A 20632-nucleotide genomic window follows, 5' to 3' on the forward strand; every position below is an offset into this window, starting at 1 on the left:
GTCCGCCATGCCTGCCGCTCCCGAACCCCTCACGCCCGCCCGTCCGCTTCCCGCTCGTCCGCTTCCCGCCCGTCCGCTTCCCGCCCGTCCGCCTCCCGGGCGGCCCGCTCCACTCGGTCGTAGTGGGCCCGCCACCAAGCCGCGTTGCCGGGGGCCGTGTTGGCGCCGTCGGATCGTTGCCCGGTGGCGCCGTCGATGAGTTCGCGGACCAGGTCGGCGTGGCCGGCGTGCCGATGGGTCTCGGCGATCACGTGGACGAGTACTCGGTGCAGGGTCTGCTCCGGGCGGTTGCCGAAGGGGAGCCGGCCGACGGTGTCCAGCGGCAGCGCCTCGATGGTGGCGTCCGAGTGGGCCCAGACCCGGCGGTAGCGGTCGAGGATCTCCTCGGTGCTCTCGTCCGCCCGGGCCCAGAGGTCGCCGTTCGGCTCGGCGGTGCCGACGATCCACAGCGGGGTCGGTTCGGGGAAGGGGCGTCCGAAGGTCTCGCCGAGGTACAGCGCCTCGGCCCCGGTGACGTGCTTGACCAGGCCCAGCAGGTTGGTTCCGGTGGGGGTGAGCGGTCGCCGGAGGTCGTACTCGGAGAGGCCGTCCAGCTTCCACAGCAGGGCGTCGCGGGCGTCCTGGACGTAGATCCGCAGGTCGTTCTTGTCGTCGTTCGCCGTCATGGGGCAAGTCTGTTGACCTGCGCCAACCTGTCCACCGGTTTTGCCCTCGGACGGATCGGCAGGGCCGTCGGGGCCGCCGGACCACTGCCGTGCCCCGGTCCGGGGCCCACCGCCTCCGGCGGTCCGCGACGGGCCCGGCCGCCAGGGGCGGAGGGAGCAGGAGGAGTGCCCGCTCAGCGGACGACGTCGAAGACCTGCTTCTGCAGGCCGTTGCCGTAGACCTCGTGCTCGACCAGCTCCAGCTTCTGGGCGTCCTTGTCCGTGGCGCTGAACAGGCGCTTGCCGGCGCCGAGCAGCAGGGGGTAGACGAGCAGGTGGTAGCGGTCGATCAGGCCGGCGTCCGAGAGGCCGTGGTTCAGGGTCGCGCTGCCGTGGAGGATGATCGGGCCGCCATCGGTCTCCTTCAGGGCGGCGACCTGGTCGATCGAGCGCAGGATGGTGGTCTCGCCCCAGTTCGGGACGAGGTCGGCCTCGGTGAGGGTGGTGGAGGCGACGTACTTCGGCAGCGTCTTGTAGCGGGCGAACTCCGCCATGTCCGGCCACACCGGGCTGAAGGCCTGGTAACTGACCCGGCCCATCAGCATGGCGGTGGCCTCCTCCTGCTCCCGGCCCTTGATCTCGTAGGCCTCGGGGAGGAACTCGACGTCCTTGAAGGTCCATCCGGAGTTCCGGTAGCCGGGTTCGCCGCCGGGGGCCTCGACGACGCCGTCGAGCGAGATGAAGGCGGTGCTGATCAGGGTGCGCATGAGTGGTTCCTCGGTTCTCGTGGGTTGGTTCTCGTGGGTCGGTTCTCGTGGGTCGGTTCTGGTCGGTCAGCTGTTCAGGCGGGCCAGCCGTTCTGTCCGTTCCGCGGCTGCCGCAGCGGGAGCAACGTCAGGCGAGGAGCCCGGCCAGCCACCGCTGCCAGGCACCCTCGGCCCCCGCCCCGGCCCCAGCTCCAGCCCCACCCCCGACCCCGTCCGCCGTCCCCGGCCCGAAGAGGTGATGGCACATCAGCACCGTCCCCGCGCCGTGGTGGAAGGTGTAGAGCCCTTCGGCGGTGCGCAGTTCGAAGCGCTCGCCGTCCGCCCAGACCACCTCGCCGTCCAGCGGCGGCAGCCCTGCCGGCTCGGCGTGGGCCCGGGCGCCGACGGTGACCGGGAGTCGTAGTGCCAGGGCGTGGGCGAGGGTGCTCCGGACCTCCGGGTCCGGTCGCCCGGCCGCCGGGGCCGCGGCGAAGACGGGGGTGCCGGTGCGTCCGGGGAAGTGGGCGAGGTACTGGCGGAGCGTGTGCAGGTGGAACGGCCAGCCGCGGCGCAGCGCGTCGTACTCGTCCTGCCAGTCGTCGCCGAGCAGGCCGCTGTGGACGACGCGGAGCACGGTGCTGCCGCCGTCGCGGCCTTCGATCAGGTACTCGAAGGCCATGAACCGGCCGTCCTCGGCGGTGGTCGTGCGGGTGGCCAGCCGCTTGCCGGGCTCGTAGGCGGTGATGACGGCCTCCGCGCGGTGGCCCCCGGTCTCCATGCTGGCGGTCCCGCCCTCGCGCGGGTCGAGTTCGTTGCGCCCCATGAACCAGGAGTCGAGCCCCGGTCCGGTGGCGATCGTCTCGCAGACCTGGTCGGGGGTGGCCGGGAGGGTGGTCTCCAGTTCGATCTCGAACGAGTGAGTCATCTCCGGTCTCCTCGCTCGGGCGTGGCGGCGGCCGGATCGACAGCCGGATCGGCGGCCGGGGCTGCGGCCGGGTCTGCCTGGGGGTGGGCCTCGGTGTCGGGGTGCGGTGCCGAGGGGATCCGGTGCAGTCCGACGACGACCCGGTGGCTGCGGCCGCCGGGGGCGGACTCGTCGTGGTAGCGGCTGACCAGGGTGGCGACGGCCTGGGCCAGTTCCTCGGCGAAGGCCGTCCGGTCGGCCGCGGAGGCGAACCGTACCTGGGCGTCGATGCCGAAGCTGGCGACCCGCCGGCCGGCCCGGGAGCCGCCGGTCAGCAGGGCTCCGACCTCCTGCACCAGTCGGGAGCCCAGGGCCAGCAGCCAGCGGGCGGAGAGCTGGTCGGGTGCACGGGAGGGGTCCGGGCTGACGGCGGCCAGGACGCTGGGGGAGATCACGTAGGAGGCGGCGGTGGCGCGGTACACCCGTTCGGTGACGTTGCCCTTGCGGCGTTCCTCGGCGAGTTCGACGAGTCCGTGCCGTTCAAGTTCCTTCAGGTGGTAGTTGACCTTCTGCCGGGGCAGTCCGAGGCGGGTGGCCAGTCTGGCGGCCGAGCCGGGTTCGGTGAGGGCGGCGAGGATCCGGGACCGGATCGGGTCCAGGGAGGCCTCGGCCGCGGCGGGTTCTTCGATCACGGCGACGTCCAGCACCGTTCCAGCGTTCATCCGACAAAAAAAGTTGTCAAGGAAAAAAGGGTTGTCGGTCGCCCGATCGGCCCAAGGGAGTTCGCGCGTTCGGCGCGGTCAACACGGAGTGTGACGGGTGGGGGCGATGGGGTGGACTTGAATCTTTGCGAACGGATGTTCGATCCTGGGGCTGTGCCCGTTTTCGAATCTGTTTTCGAATCTGCCGCTGAGCAGCCCGAACGCCCCGCGCTACGGTCGGCGGCGCTTCCGGCTGCCGTGCCCGAGGGCGGGCGGCCGGCGACCGGGCGCGGGCTGGTGCCGGTGCTGCCCGCACTGCGGGAGGTGCTGCCGGACGGCGGACTGCGGCGCGGCACGGCGGTGTCGGTCGCGGGCGGGGACGCCGGACTGCTGCTGGCGCTGGCTGCCGGGGTCCGGGACGCCGGGGGCGGCTGGGCGGCGGCGGTCGGACTGCCCGACCTCGGGCTCGCCGCCGCCGAGGGCTACGGGCTGGACCTCCGCCGACTGCTGGTCGCGGACGACCCGGGGCAGCACTGGCCCGAGGTGGTGTCGGTGCTGGCCGGCGCGGTCGAACTGATCATGCTGCGCCCGGACGGGCCGGTGCCGCCCAAGCTGGCCACCCGGCTGGCCGCCGTCCTGCGGCGCAGCGGCTGCGTGCTGCTGGTGGCCGGGCCGTGGCCGGGCGCGGTGCTGCGGCTGGGGGTGCGGTCCGGGCGCTGGTTCGGGCTGGGGGACGGCCACGGGCAGCTCGCCGGGCGGCAGGTGGAGGTGGTGGCCGAGGGCCGGGGCTCGGCGGTGCGAGGCCGGACGGCCCGGCTCTGGCTCCCGGACGAGAACGGCGCGGTGCGCCCGGTCCGGGAGCAGTCACGGTCCGTGGCCGAACCGGCGGCACCGCTCGTGGCGGCGGTGGTGTGACGTGCCGACGACGACCGACGAGGACCGGACCCCCCGGGTGCTGGTGGTCTGGTGCCCGGACTGGCCGGTGGTGGCCGTCACCGGTGACGACCCGGTGGCGGTGACCGAGGGCGGGCGGATCCTCGCCTGCTCGGCGGGCGCCCGGGCAGCCGGGGTGCGGCAGGGGCAGCGGCTCAAGCTGGCCCAGCGGCTCTGCCCGGACCTGGAGCTGCGCGACCGCGACCCGGAGGCGGAGACCCGCCGCTTCGAGCCGGTGGTCGCGGCGGTGGAGGCGTTCACGCCCCGGGTGGAGGTGATCCGTCCGGGCCTGTGCGCCATCCCGGTGAAGGGCCCGGGCCGCTACTTCGGCGGCGAGGAGGCGCTGGCGGCCCTGGTCGGTACGGCGGTGGCGGACGCCCTCGGGCGACCGCCCGTCCCGGACGCCGTCCCCGGCGCGGTCACGGTGCCCACCGAGCCCCAGGCCACCCAACCGCCGCCCACCGAGCCCACCGAGCCCACCGAGCCCCAACCGCAAGCGCACCCCGACCCCCACCCCCACCCGAACCCGAACCCCCAACCCCACCCGAACCCCACCACCCCCCACGCCCGGATCGGCGTCGCCGACGGCCTGTTCGCCGCCGTGCTCGCCGCCCGCGCCGGGGTGCTGGTCCCCACCGGGCGCACGGCGGAGTTCCTCGCCCCCTACCCGGTGGGCGCGCTGGGCGACGAGCCGCTGGCCGAACTGCTCGGGCGGCTCGGCCTGCCCACCGTCGGGGCCTTCGCCGCGCTGCCGCCCGAGGCGGTCGCGGACCGCTTCGGCCCGACCGGGACGCTCGCGCACCGGCTGGCCCGGGGCCTGCAGCCGCGCCCGCTGGTCCCGCGCGACGCGGAGCCCGACCTCGCCGTCGAGCAGCGCTTCGACCCGCCGGAGCCGCTGGCCGAGCCGCTGGTGTTCGTCGCCCGCACGCTGGCCGAGCAGCTGCACCAGCGGCTGGCCGGGGCGGGGCTGACCTGCCGCCGGGTGGCCGTCGAGGTGGCCTGCGCGGACGGCCGGACGGTCTCGCGGCTGTGGCGGCACGAGGGCCGACTGTCCGCGACGGCGCTGGCCGAACGGGTCCGCTGGCAGCTCCAGGCCTGGCAGGGCGCGGGCACCTTCACCACCGGCGGCACGGGCACCTTCACCACCGGCGGCACGGGCACCTTCAGCGACGGCGGCACGGGCACCTTCAGCGACGGCGGCACGGGCACCTTCAGCGACGGCGGCACGGGCTTCGCCCTGCTCCGGCTCGCCCCTGACGGCCTCTCCCCGGACCAGGGCCGCCAGCTCGCCCTGTGGGGCCAAGCGGTCGCGGACGACCGGGTGGAGCGCGCGGTGGCCCGGGTACAGGCGGTGCTCGGGCACGCCGGGCTGCGCCGGATCGAGCCGGCCGGCGGGCGCGGCCCGGGCGAGCAGCAGGTCCGGGTGCCGTGGGGCGAGCCGTACGAGGCGGCGGCCCCGGCGGACGCGCCCTGGCCGGGGCGGCTGGCGGAGCGCTCGGAGGATCTCTGGCCGGCCGTGGTGCTGCGCGAGCCGGCGCCGGTGCGGGTGCTGGACGAGGCCGGCCGGCCGGTCACGGTGGACGGCCGGGCGGGGGTGTCGGCCCGGCCGGCCCTGGTCGTGGTCGGGGGCCGCGAGGAACGGGTGGCGGGCTGGACCGGGCCCTGGCCGGCGGTCGAGTACTGGTGGGACCAGTCGCTCGCCCGCCGCCGGGCCCGGTTCCAGGTGGTGGTGGACGGCGGCCGGGCGCTGCTGCTCACCGTGGAGGGGGGTGGGTGGTACCTGGAGGCCGGCTACGACTGACCGGGGATCCCGACGAGCCGGGGATCCCGACGAGCCGGGCGACCCGGTGACCCGGCGATCCCGGCGTTCCCAGTGCTCCGCGTGATCCCGGTGCTCCGCGTGATCCCGGTGCTCCGGCCCCCCGGGGGGAGCAGAACCAGCACCAGAACGACGAAGGCAACCCCGATGGGCTTCACCAGCCACCCCACCCTCCCCTGGAGCGAACTGCACCGCCGGCTGACCGGCGCCGCGCCGGACCGCACGGTCGTCCCGCTGCGCCGTCCCGACGGGGAACCCCCTGCGGCGAAGGCCGGGAGCGACGGCGACGAACCCTGGGCCGAACTGCACGTCCACTCCGCCTTCAGCTTCCTGGACGGTGCCAGCGACCCGGAGGACCTGGTCGCCGAGGCGGCCCGGCTGGGCGTGGAGACCCTGGCGGTCACCGACCACGACGGCCTCTACGGCGCCGTCCGGCTCGCCGAGGCGGCCCGGGGGACGGGCGTGGCCACCGCCTTCGGAGCCGAACTGACGCTCAGTCAAGAAGACTCGGACGAACACCTCCTGGTCCTCGCCCGCGACCCGGACGGCTACCGCCGCCTCTCCGCCGCGATCGCCGCCGCCCAACTGGCCGGCGGCGCCAAGGGCCGCCCGGCGTACGACCTCGCGACGCTCGCCGGGGCGCACGGCGGCCACTGGGCGGTGCTCACCGGCTGCCGCCTCGGCCGGGTCCCGGCGGGCCTCGCGACCGGCGACGCCGAGCGTCGACTCCACACCCTCACCGAGGCGTTCGGCCGCGAGAACGTGTACGTCGAGCTGATCGACCAGTGGCTGCCCGGCGATGACCGGCGCAACGACGCCCTCGCCGCGCTCGCCGCCGGACTCGGGATCCCCGCCGTCGCTTCCACCAACGCCCACCACGCCGGCCCCGCCCAAGGCCGCCTCGCGCAGAGCCTGGCCGCCCTGCGGGAGCGCCGCACCCTGCAGGAAGCGGCCGGCTGGACGCGGGCGTCCGGCACCGCGCACCTGCGTTCGGGCCGCGAGATGGCCGCCCGGCTGGCCCGCTTCCCCGGCGTGCAGCGGGCCACCGCCGAACTGGGCCGGGCCTGCGCCTTCGACTTCGCCAAGCTGGACCCGGAACTGCCCGGCTACCCCGTCCCCGAGGGTGAGAGCGAGATCGGCCACCTGCGCGCCCTGGTCGCGGCCGGCGGCCCGGCCCGCTTCGGCTCGGGCAACGCCGCCGCCCGCCGCCAACTGGCCAAGGAACTGGACGTGATCGAGGACCTCGACCTGGCCGGTTACTTCCTGATCGTGCACGACATCGTGGACTTCTGCCGGAGCCAGGACATCTGGTGCCAGGGCCGCGGCTCGGCCGCCAACTCGGCGGTCTGCTACGCCCTCGGGATCACTGCCGTCGACCCGATCCACTACCGGTTGCTGTTCGAGCGCTTCCTCTCCACCGCCCGGGACGGCCCGCCCGACATCGACCTGGACATCGAGAACCGCCGCCGCGAGGAGGTCATCCAGTACGTCTACCGCCGCTACGGGCGTGAGCACGCCGCCCAGGTCGCCAATGTGATCACCTACCGCCCCCGGCTGGCGATCCGCGACGCCGCCCGGGTGCTCGGCTACCCGCAGGGTCAGGTGGATGCCTTCAGCCGGCAGACCGACTTCCGCTCCGCCCCCGGCGCGGACGCCGTCATCCCGGCCGATGTCCTCTCGCTAGCCGGCCAACTCCATGGCCTACCCCGCCACTTGGGCATCCACTCGGGCGGCATGGTGCTCACCAAGGAGCCGATCGGGGAGATCTGCCCGACCGAGTGGGCCCGGATGCCGGGGCGCTCCGTCCTGCAGTGGGACAAGGAGTCCACCGCCGGTGCCGGACTGGTGAAGATCGACCTGCTCGGCCTCGGCATGCTCGCCGCACTGCACGACGCCTGCGACCTGATCGCCGAACACCACGGCCTGCACTATGACTTGGCGACCATCCCGGACGACGACAAGGGCGTGTACGCGATGCTGCGCCGCGCCGACACCGTCGGCGTCTTCCAGGTCGAGTCCCGGGCCCAGATGGCCACCCTGCCCCGGCTCAAGCCGGACCACTTCTACGACCTGGTGGTCGAGGTCGCACTGATCCGCCCCGGCCCGATCCAGGGCGGCTCCGTCCATCCGTACCTGCGCCGCCGCGCCGGGGTGGAACCGCCCGGCTGCCCGCACCCGCTGATGGAGAACGCCCTCGGCAAGACCCTCGGGGTGCCGCTGTTCCAGGAGCAGATGATGCAACTCGCCATCGACTGCGCCGGATTCAGCCCCTCCGAGGCCGACCGGCTGCGCCAGGCGATGGGCGCCAAGCGCTCCCACGAGCGGGTCGCCCGGCTGCGCGAACGGCTGCTGAGCGGGATGGCCGAGCGCGGCATCCCGGCCGAGGTCGCCGAGGACGTCTACGGCAAGATCGAGGCCTTCTCCAACTACGGCTTCCCGGAGAGCCACGCGATCAGCTTCGCCTACCTGGTGTACGCCAGCGCCTGGCTCAAGCACCACTTCCCGGCGGCCTTCACCTGCGCCCTGCTGGCCAACCAGCCGATGGGCTTCTACTCGCCGCTCAGCCTGGTCGCCGACGTACGGCGGCACGGCGTCCGGGTGCGCGGGGTGGACGTCAACGCCAGCGGACCGCGCCCCACCCTGGAGCCCTACCGGGGCCCGACGCCCGCGCCCCCGCTGACCGCCGGCCGGCCGCAACCGGCCATCCGGCTCGGCCTGGAGACGGTGCGCGGCATCGGCGCCCCGCAGGCCGAGGCGATCGCGGCCGGGCAGCCGTACGCCGACCTGGAGGACTTCGCCCGCCGCACCGGCCTGCCCGCGCCCGTCCTGGAGGCGCTGGCCACGGCCGGGGCCTTCGGCTGCTTCGGCCTGACGAGGCGTCAGGCGCTGTGGGCGGCGGGCGCGTTCGCCGGGATCTCGGCCGACCTGCTTCCCGGCACCACGCCCGGTACCGAGGCCCCGGAGCTGCCCGGCCTGAGTCCGGTCGAGGAGACCATCGCCGACCTGTGGGCCACCGGCACCTCCGCCACCAGCCACCCGCTCCAGCACCTGCGCGCCCACCTGGACCGCGGCGGCGCCCTCAGCGCCGCCCAACTCCCGGACGTGCCACCGGGAACGGCGGTGGTGGTCGGCGGCCTGGTCACCCACCGGCAGCGCCCGCCGACGGCCGGCGGGGTGCTCTTCCTCAGCCTGGAGGACGAGACCGGCCTGATCAACGTGATCTGCAACCGCCCGGTCTGGGAGACCCAGCGCCGCACCGCCCTGGACCGGGCCGGCCTGCTGGTGCACGGCCACATCGAACGCGATCGCGGCGCCACCAACCTGATCGCCACCCGGCTCACCCCGCTGCGGATCGGGTTCTGAGACTGCCGCAGCCCTGGACCACTCACTGAACCACTCGGTCGGGGTAGCGCACCAGCCCGCTCAGGTCCAGGTCGAAGTCGAACGGCGGTGCCGCTCGTAGAAGCTCATGGTGCCTCTCCGGTAGGTGCCTTCGGCCACCTCGCAGTCCATGCGCGGACCCGCCCCGGGCCCGTTCGGGCTCCGGGCCCGTTCAGGCTCCGGTGCCGGGCGCCCGCCCCTTGCCGGGCGGGCCGGCGAAGACCTGGGCGATCGGCAGCCAGGCGGTGGCGACCGGGCCGGTGGCGGTCAGGGCGAGGTCGTCGCGGTGACGGCGCTGGGTCACCAGCAGGCAGAAGTCCAGGGCCGGGCCGGTCACCACGTCGGTCGCGTCCGCCGGGCCGAAGGCCCACGAACCCCCGTCGGGCGCGGTCAGTTCGAGCCGTACCGGCTGTTCCGGCGCGGGCAGGCCGTGGGCGGCGAAGGCGAAGCCGAGGGTGCGCAGGCCCAGGTGGGCGATGTGCCGCAGCCGGTCGGTGGGCTCCCGGGTCGCGCCGAGCGCGTCCGCGACGTCCTGACCGTGTGCCCAGGTCTCCATCAGCCGGGCGGTCGCCATCGAGGCGGGCTTCATCGGTGGGCCGAACCAGGGCAGCCGGACGCCGGTGGGGGCGGCGGCCAGAGCAGCCTGCGCCTCCTCCCGACCGGCCCGCCAGCGGGTGAGCAGGGCGGCGGGTTCGGCGGCCGCCCACTCCCGGGCGCCCTCCTCGACCGGGTCGGCCCCGGCGGCCAGCAGCTCGGTGAAGCGGCCGCCGAGCGAGGCGGTGAAGCCCTCCGGGTCGCGGGCGGCCAGTGCCGTCCAGTCGTCGGTCCAGGCGAGGTGGGCGATCTGGTGCGCGACCGTCCAGCCCTCGGCCGGGGTGGGCCCGGCCCACCCCTCGGCGGGCAGCCCGGCCACCAGCGCGTCCAGGGCGGCGCTCTCGGCCCGCAGGTCGGCCAACAGGCCGTGCAGGACGTCGTCCGGGGCGTTCGGGTCGGTCATCGGTTTCCCCTTCTCCGGTCGGGGCAGTTGCTACCCACCGGTAGCCTGCGGCCGCACCCTACGCCCCGACCGGCGCCGGCGCCCGCCGATCCGGGGAACACGCACGTCAGAACTCTCGCCACGGGCCCCGACGCATGTGACAATTCCGCGATGACCAGGGCCGTGGACCCCCTCACCGCCGTGCCGAACGGCGCCCCCGACGACCCCGAACTCGCCGCGCGCGCCGCCGAGCTGGTGCGGCGCGCCGTGCTCGGCGACCTCGCCCGCCGGGTGGTGGCCGAGTGCGGCGTGGACGTCGGCCTGGTCGGCGTGCCCGAGCCGCTGCCCGGGGGTGCCGCCGGGAGCGACGGCATGGTGCTGCGGCACTGGGCGGGCACCCGGGCGGACCTGCTGCACGACGTTCCCGTCCCGGCCGGCCTGGGCCTCGGCGGCCGGGCGCTGGCCGAGCGCGCGCCCACCTGGGTGCCCGACTACCGTGCGGCGACGAACATTTCGCACCAGTACGACGCGGCCGTGGCCGCCGACGACCTGTACGCGATGCTCACCGTCCCGCTGCTGGACGGCGACACCGTGCACGGCGTGGTGTACGCCTCGCTGCGCACCGTGGTGCCGTTCGGGGACGTCCGGATCTCCGCCGTCGGCAAGCTGGCCGCGGCCGCCACCCGGGCGCTGGCCGGAGCGGCGGCCTGGAACCGTGCGAAACCCCGACGGACACCACCGGCGAGCCCGTTGACCCGGCGCGAGCACGAGGTGCTGCGCTGGGCGGCGACCGGCCGGACCAACCCGGAGATCGCCGCCCACCTGGGCCTGACCTGCAACACCGTGACCGGCTACCTCAAGTCCGCGATGCACAAGCTCGGCGTCCGCAACCGCACCGAACTCGCCCTCGCCGCACGCGAGACAGGGCTCATCAGTTGACCTGCCGCTCCCGGCCGCTCCAGTACGGCTCGCGCAGCCGGAACTTCTGCAGCTTCCCGGTGGCCGTGCGCGCCAGCTCCGCCCGGAACTCCACCGAGGTGGGCGACTTGTAGCCGGCCAGCCGCTGCTTGCAGTGCGCGATCAACTCGGCCTCGGTGACGGCCTCTTGGCCCTCCCGGAGCACCACCAGCGCCTTGACCGTCTCGCCCCACTTCTCGTGCGGCACCCCGATCACCGCGACCTCGGCCACCGCCGGGTGGCTGTACAGGCAGTCCTCCACCTCGATCGAGGAGACGTTCTCCCCGCCGCTGATGATGACGTCCTTCTTCCGGTCGGAGATGGTCAGTTGGCCGTCGGTGAGGGTGCCGCCGTCGCCGGTGTGGAACCACTCGTCGCGCAGCGCCTCGGCGGTGGCCTCCGGCTGCTGCCAGTAGCCGTCCAGCACGGTGTTGGAGCGCACCAGCACCTCGCCCTGGGCGTCGACCCGCAGTCGGGTGCCGAGCGCCGGGGCGCCTGCCTGCACCAGCTTCTCGGCCCGTTCGGCGGCCGGCAGGGCGTCCCACTCGGCGCGGGAGCGGTTGACGGTGACGATCGGGGAGGTCTCGGTCAGGCCGTAGAGCTGCATGAACTCCCAGCCCAGCTGCTCCTCGACCTGCTGCACCACCGCGGTCGGCGGCGGCGCGCCGGCGACGATCATCCGCACCCGGTCCCGGCCGGGCACCGGGCCGTCCCAGTCGGCGGCCGCGTCCAGCACCATCTGCACCACGGCGGGCGCGCCGGACAGGAAGGTCACCCCGTGCCGTTCGACCCGGCGCAGGATCTCCGCGCCGTCCACCTTGCGCAGCACGATGTGCCGGGCGCCGAGCCCGGTGAGCGAGAACGGCAGGCCCCAGCCGTTGGCGTGGAACATCGGCAGGGTGTGGAGGTACACGTCCCGGTCGTTCGCGCCGTAGTGCAGGCCCATCAGCGTGGCGTTCAGCCAGACGTTGCGGTGGGTGAGCTGAACGCCCTTGGGGCGGGCGGTGGTTCCGCTGGTGTAGTTGATGGTGGCGGTGTCGTTCTCGGAGATCGCGTACCGGCGGGGAGGGTTGGCGAAGTCGTACAGCAGGGCGTCGCTGTCCGCGCCGATTACGAACCTGTGCTTGGCCACCACTCCGTGCAGCGGGTCGGCCAGTTCGGGATCGACCAGCAGCACCGAGGCGCCGCTCTGCTCGACGATGTACGCGACCTCCTCGGCCCGCAGCCGGAAGTTGACCGGCACCAGCACCCGGCCGTGGCCGCTCACCCCGAAGAAGGAGGTGAGCAGCCGGGCCGAGTTGTGCGAGACGATCGCGACCCGCTCGCCCGGTCCGACGCCGAGCCGGTCCAGTCCGGCGGCCTGGGCGCGGGCGAGTTCGGCGACCCGCCGGTAGCTGAGGTCGCCCCAGGATTCGGCCGGCTGCACCGGTTCGTCGACGATCCCGACCCGGTCGCCGTAGACCAGCTCGGCCCGGTCGAGGAAGTCCATCACGGAGAGTGGAATCTGCATGCGCCCACTGTCCTCTCCGGTGGACCGCGTGCACACCCCCGATCGGGGGTGTCACCCGTCCGAACGCATCCGCTCGGCCGCCGCCAGGGCGGCCGTCAGTCGGTCCCGGGCCTCGGACTGGGCGGCGATCCGGCGCTCCAGGGCCGCCAGCCGCTCCCGGACGATCCCCAGCACCTGTTCGGACGGCGGCCGGGAGAGCACGTCCCCGTCGAGGCAGCCGAGCAGTGGCCGGAGGTCCTCCATGGTGAGCCCGGCGGCGACCAGCGCGCGGATGTTGCGGACCCGCGGGACCGCCGAATCCCGGTACTCCCGGTAGCCGTTGGCGGCCCGCTCGGACTCGATCAGCCCGGCCTGTTCGTAGTGCCGCAGCGCCCGGGCGGTACTGCCCGTCCGCCGTGCCAGTTCACCGATCCGCACTGCGGCTCCCCCCCCGTCCGTTCCTCAGGCCACCAGCGCGCCCCCGTCCACGGACAACACTACGCCGGTCACGAACGATGCCTGCGGCGAGGCCAGTTGGGTGATCGCCCAGGCCACCTCGGCGGGCCGGCCGATCCGGCTCAGCGGGGTGATCTCCAGCTGCCACTTGCGGATCGCCGCCGACTGCTCGGGGCTGAAGCCGGAGTGTTCGCCGATCGGGGTGTCGATCGCCCCGGGCGCCACCGCGACCACCCGGATGCCGCGCGGTGCCAGTTCCACCGCCCAGCTGCGGGTGATCGTCTCCAGCGCCGCCTTGCCCGCCGCGTACACCGAGTTGGTGGGCCAGCCGCGCTGTCCGACGGCTGTGCTCACGTTGACCACCACCCCCCGGCTCGCGCCCAGCGCCGGCACCGCGGCCTGTCCGAGCAGCACCGGGGCGATCAGGTTGGTGGCCAACAGCCGCTCCACGCCGGCCCGTTCGTAACTTCCCAGGCGCTGCTCGCTGTGCACGATGCCGGCGTTGTTGACCAGCACGTCGAGCCGCCCGTACCGCTCCACGGCCGCACCGACGACCGTCTCCGGGGCGTCCGGCGCGGTGATGTCCGCGACCAGTGGCTCGATCAGCCCCGGATACGCGGCAGCCGTCTCCGCCAGCGGTCCGGGGCGCCGCCCGACCGCCACCACCCGGGCCCCTTCGGCCGCGAAGGCCCACGCGGTCGCCCGCCCGATCCCCGTCCCGGCCCCGGTGACCACCACGACCCGACCCGTTCCCGCTTCGTTCTCTCCGCTCATGGGGCAAGCCTCCGACCCTGCCGCCAGTGTCAGGGTCAAGCCGCAACCGCGGGGCACCTGCAGCTCGTCCGTAGGGATCGCAAACGGACCAGAGCGGGAGATCACCTGTGAACCACCTGACCACCCGTCCGACGGCGGACGGCCTGCTGTTGCGCCCCTTCGAGGACGCCGACGCCCCGGCCCTGATCGAGGCCTACCGGGACGAGACGCTGCGCCGCTTCACCCGGTCCCCGGTGCGGGACGCCGAACAGGCCGCCCACTGGCTGGCGGTGCAGTACGAGGGCCGGGCGGCCGGCACCCGGTACGCCTTCGCCGTCCTGGACGCCGGCGCACTGGTCGGCAACGTGGTGCTCAAGCGCGGCGCCCCGGGCCGGGAGCGGGCCGAGGTGGGCTACTGGACGGTGGCCGCGGCGCGCGGCCGGGGCGTGGCCCCGCGCGCGGTGGAGGGTCTCACCCGCTGGGCCTTCGAGGTCTTCGCCGGGGACGGCCTGCTCCGGATCGACCTGCTGCACGAGGGCGACAACCACGCCTCCTGCCGGGTCGCGGAGAAGAGCGGCTACGCCTTCGCGGAGATCGTTCCGGCCTTCCCGCCGTACCCGAAGGACGGTCACCGGCACTCCCGGAAAAGGCTGGACACGGTCGATCGGCGCGGGTGAGAGTGGGCGCATGGCTTCTCTGGTGCGACACGTGACGATCGACTGCGCGGACCCGTTCGCCCTCGCGGGCTTCTGGGCGCAGGTGCTGGACGGCACCGTCGCCGAGGACGACAACCCGGGGGACCCCGAGGCGGTGGTGAACTCCGCCGGCGCCTCGCTGCTCTTCATCCAGGTGCCCGAGGGCAAGTCGGTGAAGAACCGGGTCCACCTCGACCTCCAGCCGCAGGACCGCAGCCGCGACGAGGAGGTGGAGCGCCTGCTGGCCCTGGGCGCCACCGTGGTGTCGGACCAGCGCCGCCCGGACGGCACCGGGTGGGTCACCATGGCCGACCCGGAGGGCAACGAGCTGTGCGTGGAGCGCAGCCAGGCCGAGCGGATCGCCACCGGCGCCGCCTGAGCTCCGCGCCACCGCCCGAGTCTCCTGGCCCTGTGGCCGGGCCTTCGCCGAGGGTCCGGCCGATAATCGACCCTGTCTGACACCAACGAGGCGACGCCTCCGAGCACCAGGCAGGTACCCCATGGCCAGAATCGCCGTGATCGGCGCCAACGGCACCATCGGCAGCGCCGTCGTCGCGGAGGCTGCGGCCCGCGGGCACGAGGTCACCGCCGTGGTCCGCGAGCCGGACCGCTACCGGGGTGAGGCCGCCGCCCTGGAGGGCGGCGACGTGCTGGACCCGGCCGACGTGGCCCGGGTGGCGGCCGGCCGGGACGTCCTGGTCAGCGCCGTCGGCGGCGGCGACGGCCCGGGCCACCTGGCGCTGATCGAACCCGCCGCCCGCTCGCTGGTCGAGGGCCTGCGGGCGCTCGCCGGCGACGCGCCCCGGCTGGTCGCGGTCGGCGGCGCGGGCAGCCTGGAGACCGCGCCGGGCGTGCGGGTCTGGGACATCCCGGGCCTGCCGGAGCCGATCCTGCAGATCATGCACGCCCACGGCGCGGCCCTGGACTACTACCGGACGGTCTCCGACGTGCGCTGGACGGTGCTCAGCCCCGCCGCCGAGATCGGCCCGGGGGAGCGGACCGGCCGCTACCGGACGGGCCTGGAGCAGCTGCTCACCGACGCCGCGGGGCAGAGCCGGATCTCGGTGCCGGACTACGCGGTCGCCCTGGTGGACGAGATCGAGCAGCCCGAGCACATCGGCGAGCGCTTCACCTGCTGCGCCCTGTGACCGACGTGGACGGGAGCCACGCCCTGGCACACTCGTTCAGCCCAGCTGGATCGACCGCTTGGCCAGCCCCATCCAGAACCCGTCGATCACGCTGCGCTGGCTGCCGAGGTCGGCCTCGCCGGCCCCGAGGGTGACGAACAGCGGGGCGAAGTGCTCGGTGCGCGGGTGGGCGAGGCGTCCGGCCGGTGCCTTGTGCTCGAAGTCGAGCAGCGCGTCCAGGTCGTGGGCGTCCAGGGCGCGCCTGCCCCAGTCGTCGAACTCGGCCATCACCGAGGTGATCCGGCCGTCGCTGCTGAGCGCCCGCAGGTTGTGGGTGAAGAAGCCGCTGCCGATGATCAGCACGCCCTCGTCGCGCAGCGGGGCGAGCCGGCGGCCGATCTCCAGCAGCCGCTGGGGGTCCAGGGTCGGCATGGAGATCTGCAGCACCGGGATGTCGGCCGCCGGGAACATCTCCACCAGCGGCACGTAGGCGCCGTGGTCGAGTCCGCGGTCGGGGATGTCCTGGACGGGCGTGCCGGGGGCGCGCAGCAGCTTGCGCACGCGCTCGGCCAGCTCCGGCGCGCCGGGGGCGGCGTACTGGACCGTGTAGTAGTGCTCGGGGAAGCCCCAGAAGTCGTAGACCAGTGGGACGGTGGTGACGGCGCCGATGGCCAGCGGGGCCTCCTCCCAGTGGGCGGAGACCATCAGGACGGCCTTGGGCCGCGGCAGGTCGGCGGACCAGGCGGCCAGCTCGCCCGGCCAGATCGGGTCGTCGGCGAGCGGCGGCGCGCCGTGCGACAGGTACAGGGCGGGCATGCGCTCGGGGGCCGCGGTGCTCATGGCGTCCTCCTCAAGGGATCCAGTGAGTAGTTCAAATTTGAACCTCTATCTCGCGACGGTACACCTTCGTTCGAATTTGAACAACAGGAGTAGACTCCGCTCCATGTCCTCACTGAACGAACCCCGCTGGCTCGACCAGGACGAGATGGCCGCCTGGCGGGGCTTCGTCGTCGCGAGCAACCTGCTCAACCGGCGGCTGGAACGACAGCTCAAGGACGACTCCGGCCTCTCCCACCAGCAGTACGAGATCTTGGTCCACCTCTCCGCCGCCCCCGGCGACTCGCTGCGGATGACCGAACTCGCCGACAAGCTGGTCACCTCCAAGAGCGGCCTCACCTACCAGGTCACCCAGCTGGAGCGGATGGGCCTGGTCGGCCGCCGCTCCTGCCCCAGCGACGTGCGCGGCGTGATCGCCGAACTCACCGACCACGGGCGGGAGACCCTGCGCCAGGCCGCCCCCGGCCACGTCGCCCTGGTGCGCGAGCTTCTGATCGACGTGCTCACCCGCGAACAGCTCGCCGTCCTCGCCGAGGGCCTCGGCGCGGTCAGCGCCCGCCTGCGCCAGGACGAAACGCCTTAGCCCCTGGCTCCCCGGTGAAGCCGCCCGCTCCTGCAGCAGCTCCCGCTCGTTGCGGGTCGGCTCCGCCGCCCGCTCGAACTCCGCCCGCGCCTTTCCGCCGGTTTGCGAAGCGGGGTTCGCGGGTCGCGCCGTCCGTGATCGAATGGTTCGAACGCGAAGTCGGAGGAGGGGGAGCACGGAGATGCTCGGGGAGATCCTGGAAGTGGTGACGGACGTGCTGGCGCTCGGCCCCGTGGGCGGCAGGGAGACGGCCGAGCGGGCGGACTTCAAGGCGGGCAGGGTGGTGGCGTTCGAGGGGCGAGTCTTCGGGAGGGGGTCCTACTGCCGCCCGGGTGACCGCTATCTGCGTGCCTCGGTCGCCGCGCTCGTGGTCGGCCCGCACGAGGGCGACGACGTGCGGAACCTGCCGCTGCCGCTCGACCGGCTGGAACTGGTCACCGTTCGGGCGCGGAAGAAGGGTGACCCGGACGGGATCAAGGGCCTCTGGTCCGTCGCCGAATGTCGTGACGGCGACGAACCCGTGCTGATCTGCTGCGCCTCCACGAACACGGCGTACCTCCGGGGACTGCTCGCCGGCCGGCCGATCACCGAGTAGCCGCCCCCGGCGCGCACAGCAGTGCCGCCCGCAGGTCGATCCGGTCCCGCAGCCGGGCCAGGTTGCGGCCGGTCAGCTCCTCGATCCGGCGGATCCGGTAGTGCACCGTGTTGACGTGGACGTGCAGGGTGATTCTTCCGGGGTTGTTGATGGGAGCCAGGTCTCCGGCGGCATTGGGAGCCAGTGATTCTCCGGCGAGTTCGGGAGCCACCTGGCGGGCGGTGCGCGACATGCCGGCCTCGGCCTAATGTCCCGGTTGCTCCATTCGGCCGCCTTGGCGGTTGACACCCTGCCAACGGGTTAAAGCGTGCCGCGAGGGCCGCTCAGCCCCGTCTGCTGAGCGGCCCTCGGCGTGGTCGGCAGCTCGGTCAGTCCTCCGGCTCGACCGCGACCCAGAGCTCCGCGAGGGCACCCTTGCCCTCCGGGTCCGTCCCGACCTTCAGCAGGGTCGGGCCCGGCCGGTGCCGGTAGGGGTTGGACGGGAACCATTCGCTGTAGACGTCGCCCCACATCCGCTGCAACGCGGCCGGGAACTCGCCCACGGAGGTGAACACCGCCCACATTCCGGCGTCCTGCGTCAGCACGTCCAGCCCCACGGCGTCCGCGCTCTCCGCACGCCCCGCGTCGGCCACCACTGCGTGGTAGTAGTCGAGCGGGCTGCCCTCCTGGTGGTTGTCCTCGTCGTGCGGCAACGTGACCGAGACCACGCCGGTGGGCTCCTGGTCGGACAACGAGGCGATCCTGGCCATGGTGTCGGAATCGATAGCCTTGATCATCTCCATGATGTGCGGGTTCACCCCCTCGTTGATCTGTGGAACCGTGGCCATCCGGCCCACCACCGCGAACCGGTCCTTCGTCACGATCCGGTACTGCATGGAACTCCTTCCGTCGATGACCAGCCGGAAGGACATCCGCGGCTGCGACCGCAGCGCGAGACCGTCACGCCGCGCCTCCCCCGGTCCCACCCCGTGCATCGCACGGAACGCCCGCGCGAACGCCTCACCGGAGCCGTAGCCGTAGCGCACTGCGATGTCGAGCAGCGTCCGCTGCCCGGCCACGACCTCGGCACCGGCCATCGTGAGCCGCCGGCGCCGGATGTACTCCGACAGCGGCATCCCGGCCAGCGCGGAGAACATCCGCCGCAGGTGGTACTCCGAGGTGAGCGCGGTCCGCGCCAACTCGGCGACGTCGATCGGCTCGCGCAGGTGCTCCTCGATGTACTCCAGGGTCTCGTTGAGCGACTCCAGCACGCGGGGCCCTTCCTGACTCTTCTCCGGACATCCCTCGGGACGTCCTTCCTCACGTCGTCGACATTAGGGATCCTCCCTGGTCGCCGACCCGACTTCCTGTGCCCGCTCCGGTCGGGCCGTGCTCTGGCAAGGGCCCCTGCGTGGGCAGCCTTCTCGCTGTGATGAGGTCGACGCCCCATGGGCACAGCGACCAGTTCAAGCCCTGCTGCTCGCCCCACTCCCGAACTGTCGGTAAGGGGGGCGGATATCACTCCATCGGTGGCTCCCGAATTCCCCGGAAATCCTCAGCCGCGGATGAGGACATCGTCGCCACAAATGGAGCAACAGTGGCTCTCGAACTCGGCGGAGCCCTGGCTCTCGCACGACCCGATGAAATCATGCAGGGACTCCGCCGTCCGCTCCCAGGAGCCGTCGTGGTCCAGGGACACCGCCAGGGTGCCCAGCAGCGAGACGGTGTTCTCCGCGTCGTGGGCGGTGAGCGCGGCCACCAGCGCGGCGCTCCGCCCGGTGCGGTCGGTGCCCGCCGCGTGGGGTGCGCCCAGCGGTTGCAGCGCCTCGGCCAGCGCGTGCACCGCCCATCCGGCCGGTACCTCGTCGCCCGACCGGCCGGGTTCGATCCGCGCGGTGACGGCCACCAGCGGGCCGGCCTCGGCCAGCCCGCAGGCGGCGAGCGGCTCGGCGAGTCCGGCATCGTCGGTCAGGGCGTCCAACAGCCGCCCGGCGGCCCGCCGTCGGGCGCCCGCCGCGGCTCGGGCGCGGGCGGCGACCGGGGCGAGCAGTTCGGCCAGGCCCTGCAATGCCGGTTCGACCGCCGGGGTGTGGAGGTGGGCCTGCGGCCGCCAGCCGTCGAAGGGGGAGCCGTCCTGTGGCCCGACCGGCAGCCCGATCCCGCCCTGGCCGTCCCTAGCGCCCTGGTGGTCCGGTCCGCCCTGACAGCCCCGAGTGCCCCGACCGCCCCGAGTGACCGGGGTCGGGATGCTCGGGGCACCGGCGACGGGCCGTCCGCCGGTGGTGGCGATCGAGCCGTCGGGCAGCCCGAGCCGGCCGACCGCGTGCGCCAGCACCTCGTCGGGCCCGGCCTCGGTGCGGACCAGGTCGAGCAGTTCGCTCCGGACGGTCCCCGGAATCGCCGCGGTGTCCTGCGCCCCGGCCCGCAGATCTCCCCAGAGCCGCAGGTGGACCCGGTCGGTGACGGCCCGGAAGCTCACCCCGGCGGGCACCGCGAGCAGCGGGATGCCGTGGGTGCGGCAGGCCTCGGTCAGGCCGTCCGGGATGCTGCCGTGGATGCCTTCGCCGGCCAGCAGCGCGGCCACTCCGGCGCTGCGCAGCGCGGTGGCGATGCGCAGCGCGTCGGAGGCGTCGGCGGGTTGCCACCAGACCAGGCCGGTGAGCACGAGCTCGCCGGGCTGGAGGTAGCGGGCCGGGTCCTGGAGGTCGGTGGAGCTGACGCCGGTGACCGGGCGGTCGAGCACGTCGGGGGTGCCCCAGGCCAGCCGGATGGACAGGTCGTCGAGGTTCAGCAGGTCGCCGACGATCGTCTCTCGCTCGCTCTCGCCCGGGTGTCGCCCTGGTGCTTCGCGCCTTAGTTATCTCGCAGACGAGAGGCCTAGTAGCGCATGGGCATCGTAAATGCCAGCAAAGCAACGGTGAACCTTCTTGTCGGATCATCCAGTGGAGGGCCGCGCGACCGGTGCTCGGATCCGGTGGTCCACCCGATTGCCGCCTTGCTTCAATCGGCGCGCGGGGCGCGCCGGGCCTTCTCCTCCGGCACTCCCCGCGACTGACA

General features: G+C 73.8%; 20 protein-coding genes and 1 pseudogene. 9 read left to right on the top strand and 12 right to left on the bottom strand.

The window, feature by feature from the left end; genetic code table 11:
- Nucleotides 1-29: 29 nt before the first annotated feature.
- The 4 genes from ACZ7BZ_RS33460 to ACZ7BZ_RS33475 form a co-directional block, all read right to left on the bottom strand.
- A complete protein-coding gene (locus ACZ7BZ_RS33460) occupies nucleotides 30-665 on the bottom strand; it encodes a DinB family protein (RefSeq protein ID WP_470361630.1) in 636 nt (211 codons plus the stop codon).
- Between the two features lie 173 nt (nucleotides 666-838).
- Entirely contained in the window at nucleotides 839-1411 is a 573-nt protein-coding gene (locus ACZ7BZ_RS33465; RefSeq protein WP_470361631.1) for a dihydrofolate reductase family protein, read from the bottom strand.
- 127 nt (nucleotides 1412-1538) lie between these two features.
- On the bottom strand, nucleotides 1539-2315 hold the full coding sequence (locus tag ACZ7BZ_RS33470) for an SRPBCC family protein (RefSeq protein ID WP_470361632.1): 777 nt from the start codon (nucleotides 2313-2315) through the stop codon (nucleotides 1539-1541).
- Nucleotides 2312-3001, bottom strand: coding sequence for an ArsR/SmtB family transcription factor (locus ACZ7BZ_RS33475; protein ID WP_470361678.1), 690 nt, complete (start codon nucleotides 2999-3001; stop codon nucleotides 2312-2314). Before ACZ7BZ_RS33475 ends, ACZ7BZ_RS33470 begins: the two co-directional genes overlap by 4 nt.
- A gap of 252 nt (nucleotides 3002-3253) precedes the next feature.
- Here ACZ7BZ_RS33475 and ACZ7BZ_RS33480 point away from each other — a divergent pair, with 252 nt between their 5' ends.
- The 3 genes from ACZ7BZ_RS33480 to ACZ7BZ_RS33490 all read left to right on the top strand — a co-directional run bounded on the left by ACZ7BZ_RS33480 (nucleotide 3254) and on the right by ACZ7BZ_RS33490 (nucleotide 9110).
- On the top strand, nucleotides 3254-3910 hold the full coding sequence (locus ACZ7BZ_RS33480) for a hypothetical protein (protein WP_470361633.1): 657 nt from the start codon (nucleotides 3254-3256) through the stop codon (nucleotides 3908-3910).
- 1 nt (nucleotide 3911) lies between these two features.
- Nucleotides 3912-5729, top strand: a complete 1818-nt coding sequence (locus ACZ7BZ_RS33485) for a DNA polymerase Y family protein (RefSeq protein ID WP_470361634.1) — start codon at nucleotides 3912-3914, stop codon at nucleotides 5727-5729.
- 165 nt (nucleotides 5730-5894) lie between these two features.
- Nucleotides 5895-9110, top strand: a complete 3216-nt coding sequence (locus ACZ7BZ_RS33490; RefSeq protein ID WP_470361635.1) for an error-prone DNA polymerase — start codon at nucleotides 5895-5897, stop codon at nucleotides 9108-9110.
- Between the two features lie 190 nt (nucleotides 9111-9300).
- On the opposite strand, the gene ACZ7BZ_RS33495 is transcribed toward ACZ7BZ_RS33490, so the two are convergent.
- A complete protein-coding gene (locus tag ACZ7BZ_RS33495) occupies nucleotides 9301-10125 on the bottom strand; it encodes a TIGR03084 family metal-binding protein (RefSeq protein ID WP_470361636.1) in 825 nt (274 codons plus the stop codon).
- 150 nt (nucleotides 10126-10275) lie between these two features.
- On the opposite strand from ACZ7BZ_RS33495, the gene ACZ7BZ_RS33500 reads away from it, so the two are divergent.
- Nucleotides 10276-11043: a helix-turn-helix transcriptional regulator gene (locus tag ACZ7BZ_RS33500; protein WP_470361637.1), complete on the top strand. Its 768-nt coding sequence runs from the start codon at nucleotides 10276-10278 to the stop codon at nucleotides 11041-11043.
- Here the strand turns inward: ACZ7BZ_RS33500 and ACZ7BZ_RS33505 are convergent.
- From ACZ7BZ_RS33505 to ACZ7BZ_RS33515, 3 genes are read right to left on the bottom strand one after another with little or no spacing between them, the layout of a single operon-like run.
- The gene (locus ACZ7BZ_RS33505) at nucleotides 11036-12571 is read right to left on the bottom strand and encodes an AMP-binding protein (RefSeq protein WP_470361638.1); all 1536 of its coding nucleotides are present in this window, start codon (nucleotides 12569-12571) and stop codon (nucleotides 11036-11038) included. The two genes, ACZ7BZ_RS33500 and ACZ7BZ_RS33505, sit on opposite strands and share 8 nt — an antisense overlap.
- A 51-nt stretch (nucleotides 12572-12622) precedes the next feature.
- Entirely contained in the window at nucleotides 12623-12988 is a 366-nt protein-coding gene (locus ACZ7BZ_RS33510; RefSeq protein ID WP_470361639.1) for a MerR family transcriptional regulator, read from the bottom strand.
- 24 nt (nucleotides 12989-13012) lie between these two features.
- Entirely contained in the window at nucleotides 13013-13780 is a 768-nt protein-coding gene (locus ACZ7BZ_RS33515) for an SDR family NAD(P)-dependent oxidoreductase (protein WP_470361640.1), read from the bottom strand.
- A gap of 107 nt (nucleotides 13781-13887) precedes the next feature.
- Here ACZ7BZ_RS33515 and ACZ7BZ_RS33520 point away from each other — a divergent pair, with 107 nt between their 5' ends.
- The 3 genes from ACZ7BZ_RS33520 (at nucleotide 13888) to ACZ7BZ_RS33530 (ending at nucleotide 15602) form a co-directional block, all read left to right on the top strand.
- Complete coding sequence (locus ACZ7BZ_RS33520; protein ID WP_470361641.1) at nucleotides 13888-14436, top strand: GNAT family N-acetyltransferase; 549 nt, start codon at nucleotides 13888-13890, stop codon at nucleotides 14434-14436.
- Nucleotides 14437-14446: 10 nt separating this feature from the next.
- Nucleotides 14447-14833 (top strand): VOC family protein, encoded by a 387-nt coding sequence (locus ACZ7BZ_RS33525; protein WP_470361642.1) that lies wholly within the window; start codon nucleotides 14447-14449, stop codon nucleotides 14831-14833.
- 121 nt (nucleotides 14834-14954) lie between these two features.
- On the top strand, nucleotides 14955-15602 hold the full coding sequence (locus ACZ7BZ_RS33530; RefSeq protein WP_470361643.1) for an NAD(P)-dependent oxidoreductase: 648 nt from the start codon (nucleotides 14955-14957) through the stop codon (nucleotides 15600-15602).
- 36 nt (nucleotides 15603-15638) lie between these two features.
- Here the strand turns inward: ACZ7BZ_RS33530 and ACZ7BZ_RS33535 are convergent, their stop codons facing one another.
- The gene (locus tag ACZ7BZ_RS33535) at nucleotides 15639-16421 is read right to left on the bottom strand and encodes a dioxygenase family protein (RefSeq protein WP_470361644.1); all 783 of its coding nucleotides are present in this window, start codon (nucleotides 16419-16421) and stop codon (nucleotides 15639-15641) included.
- Nucleotides 16422-16533: 112 nt separating this feature from the next.
- On the opposite strand from ACZ7BZ_RS33535, the gene ACZ7BZ_RS33540 reads away from it, so the two are divergent.
- Both ACZ7BZ_RS33540 and ACZ7BZ_RS33545 read left to right on the top strand, forming a co-directional pair.
- Nucleotides 16534-17001 (top strand): MarR family winged helix-turn-helix transcriptional regulator, encoded by a 468-nt coding sequence (locus ACZ7BZ_RS33540; protein WP_465747044.1) that lies wholly within the window; start codon nucleotides 16534-16536, stop codon nucleotides 16999-17001.
- Between the two features lie 181 nt (nucleotides 17002-17182).
- Nucleotides 17183-17596: a hypothetical protein gene (locus tag ACZ7BZ_RS33545; protein WP_470361645.1), complete on the top strand. Its 414-nt coding sequence runs from the start codon at nucleotides 17183-17185 to the stop codon at nucleotides 17594-17596.
- Here the strand turns inward: ACZ7BZ_RS33545 and ACZ7BZ_RS33550 are convergent.
- The 3 genes and pseudogenes from ACZ7BZ_RS33550 to ACZ7BZ_RS33560 all read right to left on the bottom strand — a co-directional run.
- Nucleotides 17586-17723 (bottom strand): annotated as a pseudogene (locus ACZ7BZ_RS33550) (helix-turn-helix domain-containing protein); the annotation flags it as partial. The gene ACZ7BZ_RS33545 and the pseudogene ACZ7BZ_RS33550 sit on opposite strands and share 11 nt — an antisense overlap.
- Nucleotides 17724-17964: 241 nt before the next feature.
- Nucleotides 17965-18846, bottom strand: coding sequence for an AraC family transcriptional regulator (locus tag ACZ7BZ_RS33555; protein WP_470361646.1), 882 nt, complete (start codon nucleotides 18844-18846; stop codon nucleotides 17965-17967).
- A 284-nt stretch (nucleotides 18847-19130) separates the two neighbouring features.
- On the bottom strand, nucleotides 19131-20381 hold the full coding sequence (locus ACZ7BZ_RS33560; protein WP_470361679.1) for a PucR family transcriptional regulator ligand-binding domain-containing protein: 1251 nt from the start codon (nucleotides 20379-20381) through the stop codon (nucleotides 19131-19133).
- Between the last annotated feature and the right edge of the window lie 251 nt (nucleotides 20382-20632).

It is taken from the genome of Kitasatospora sp. NPDC036934 (assembly GCF_055608425.1).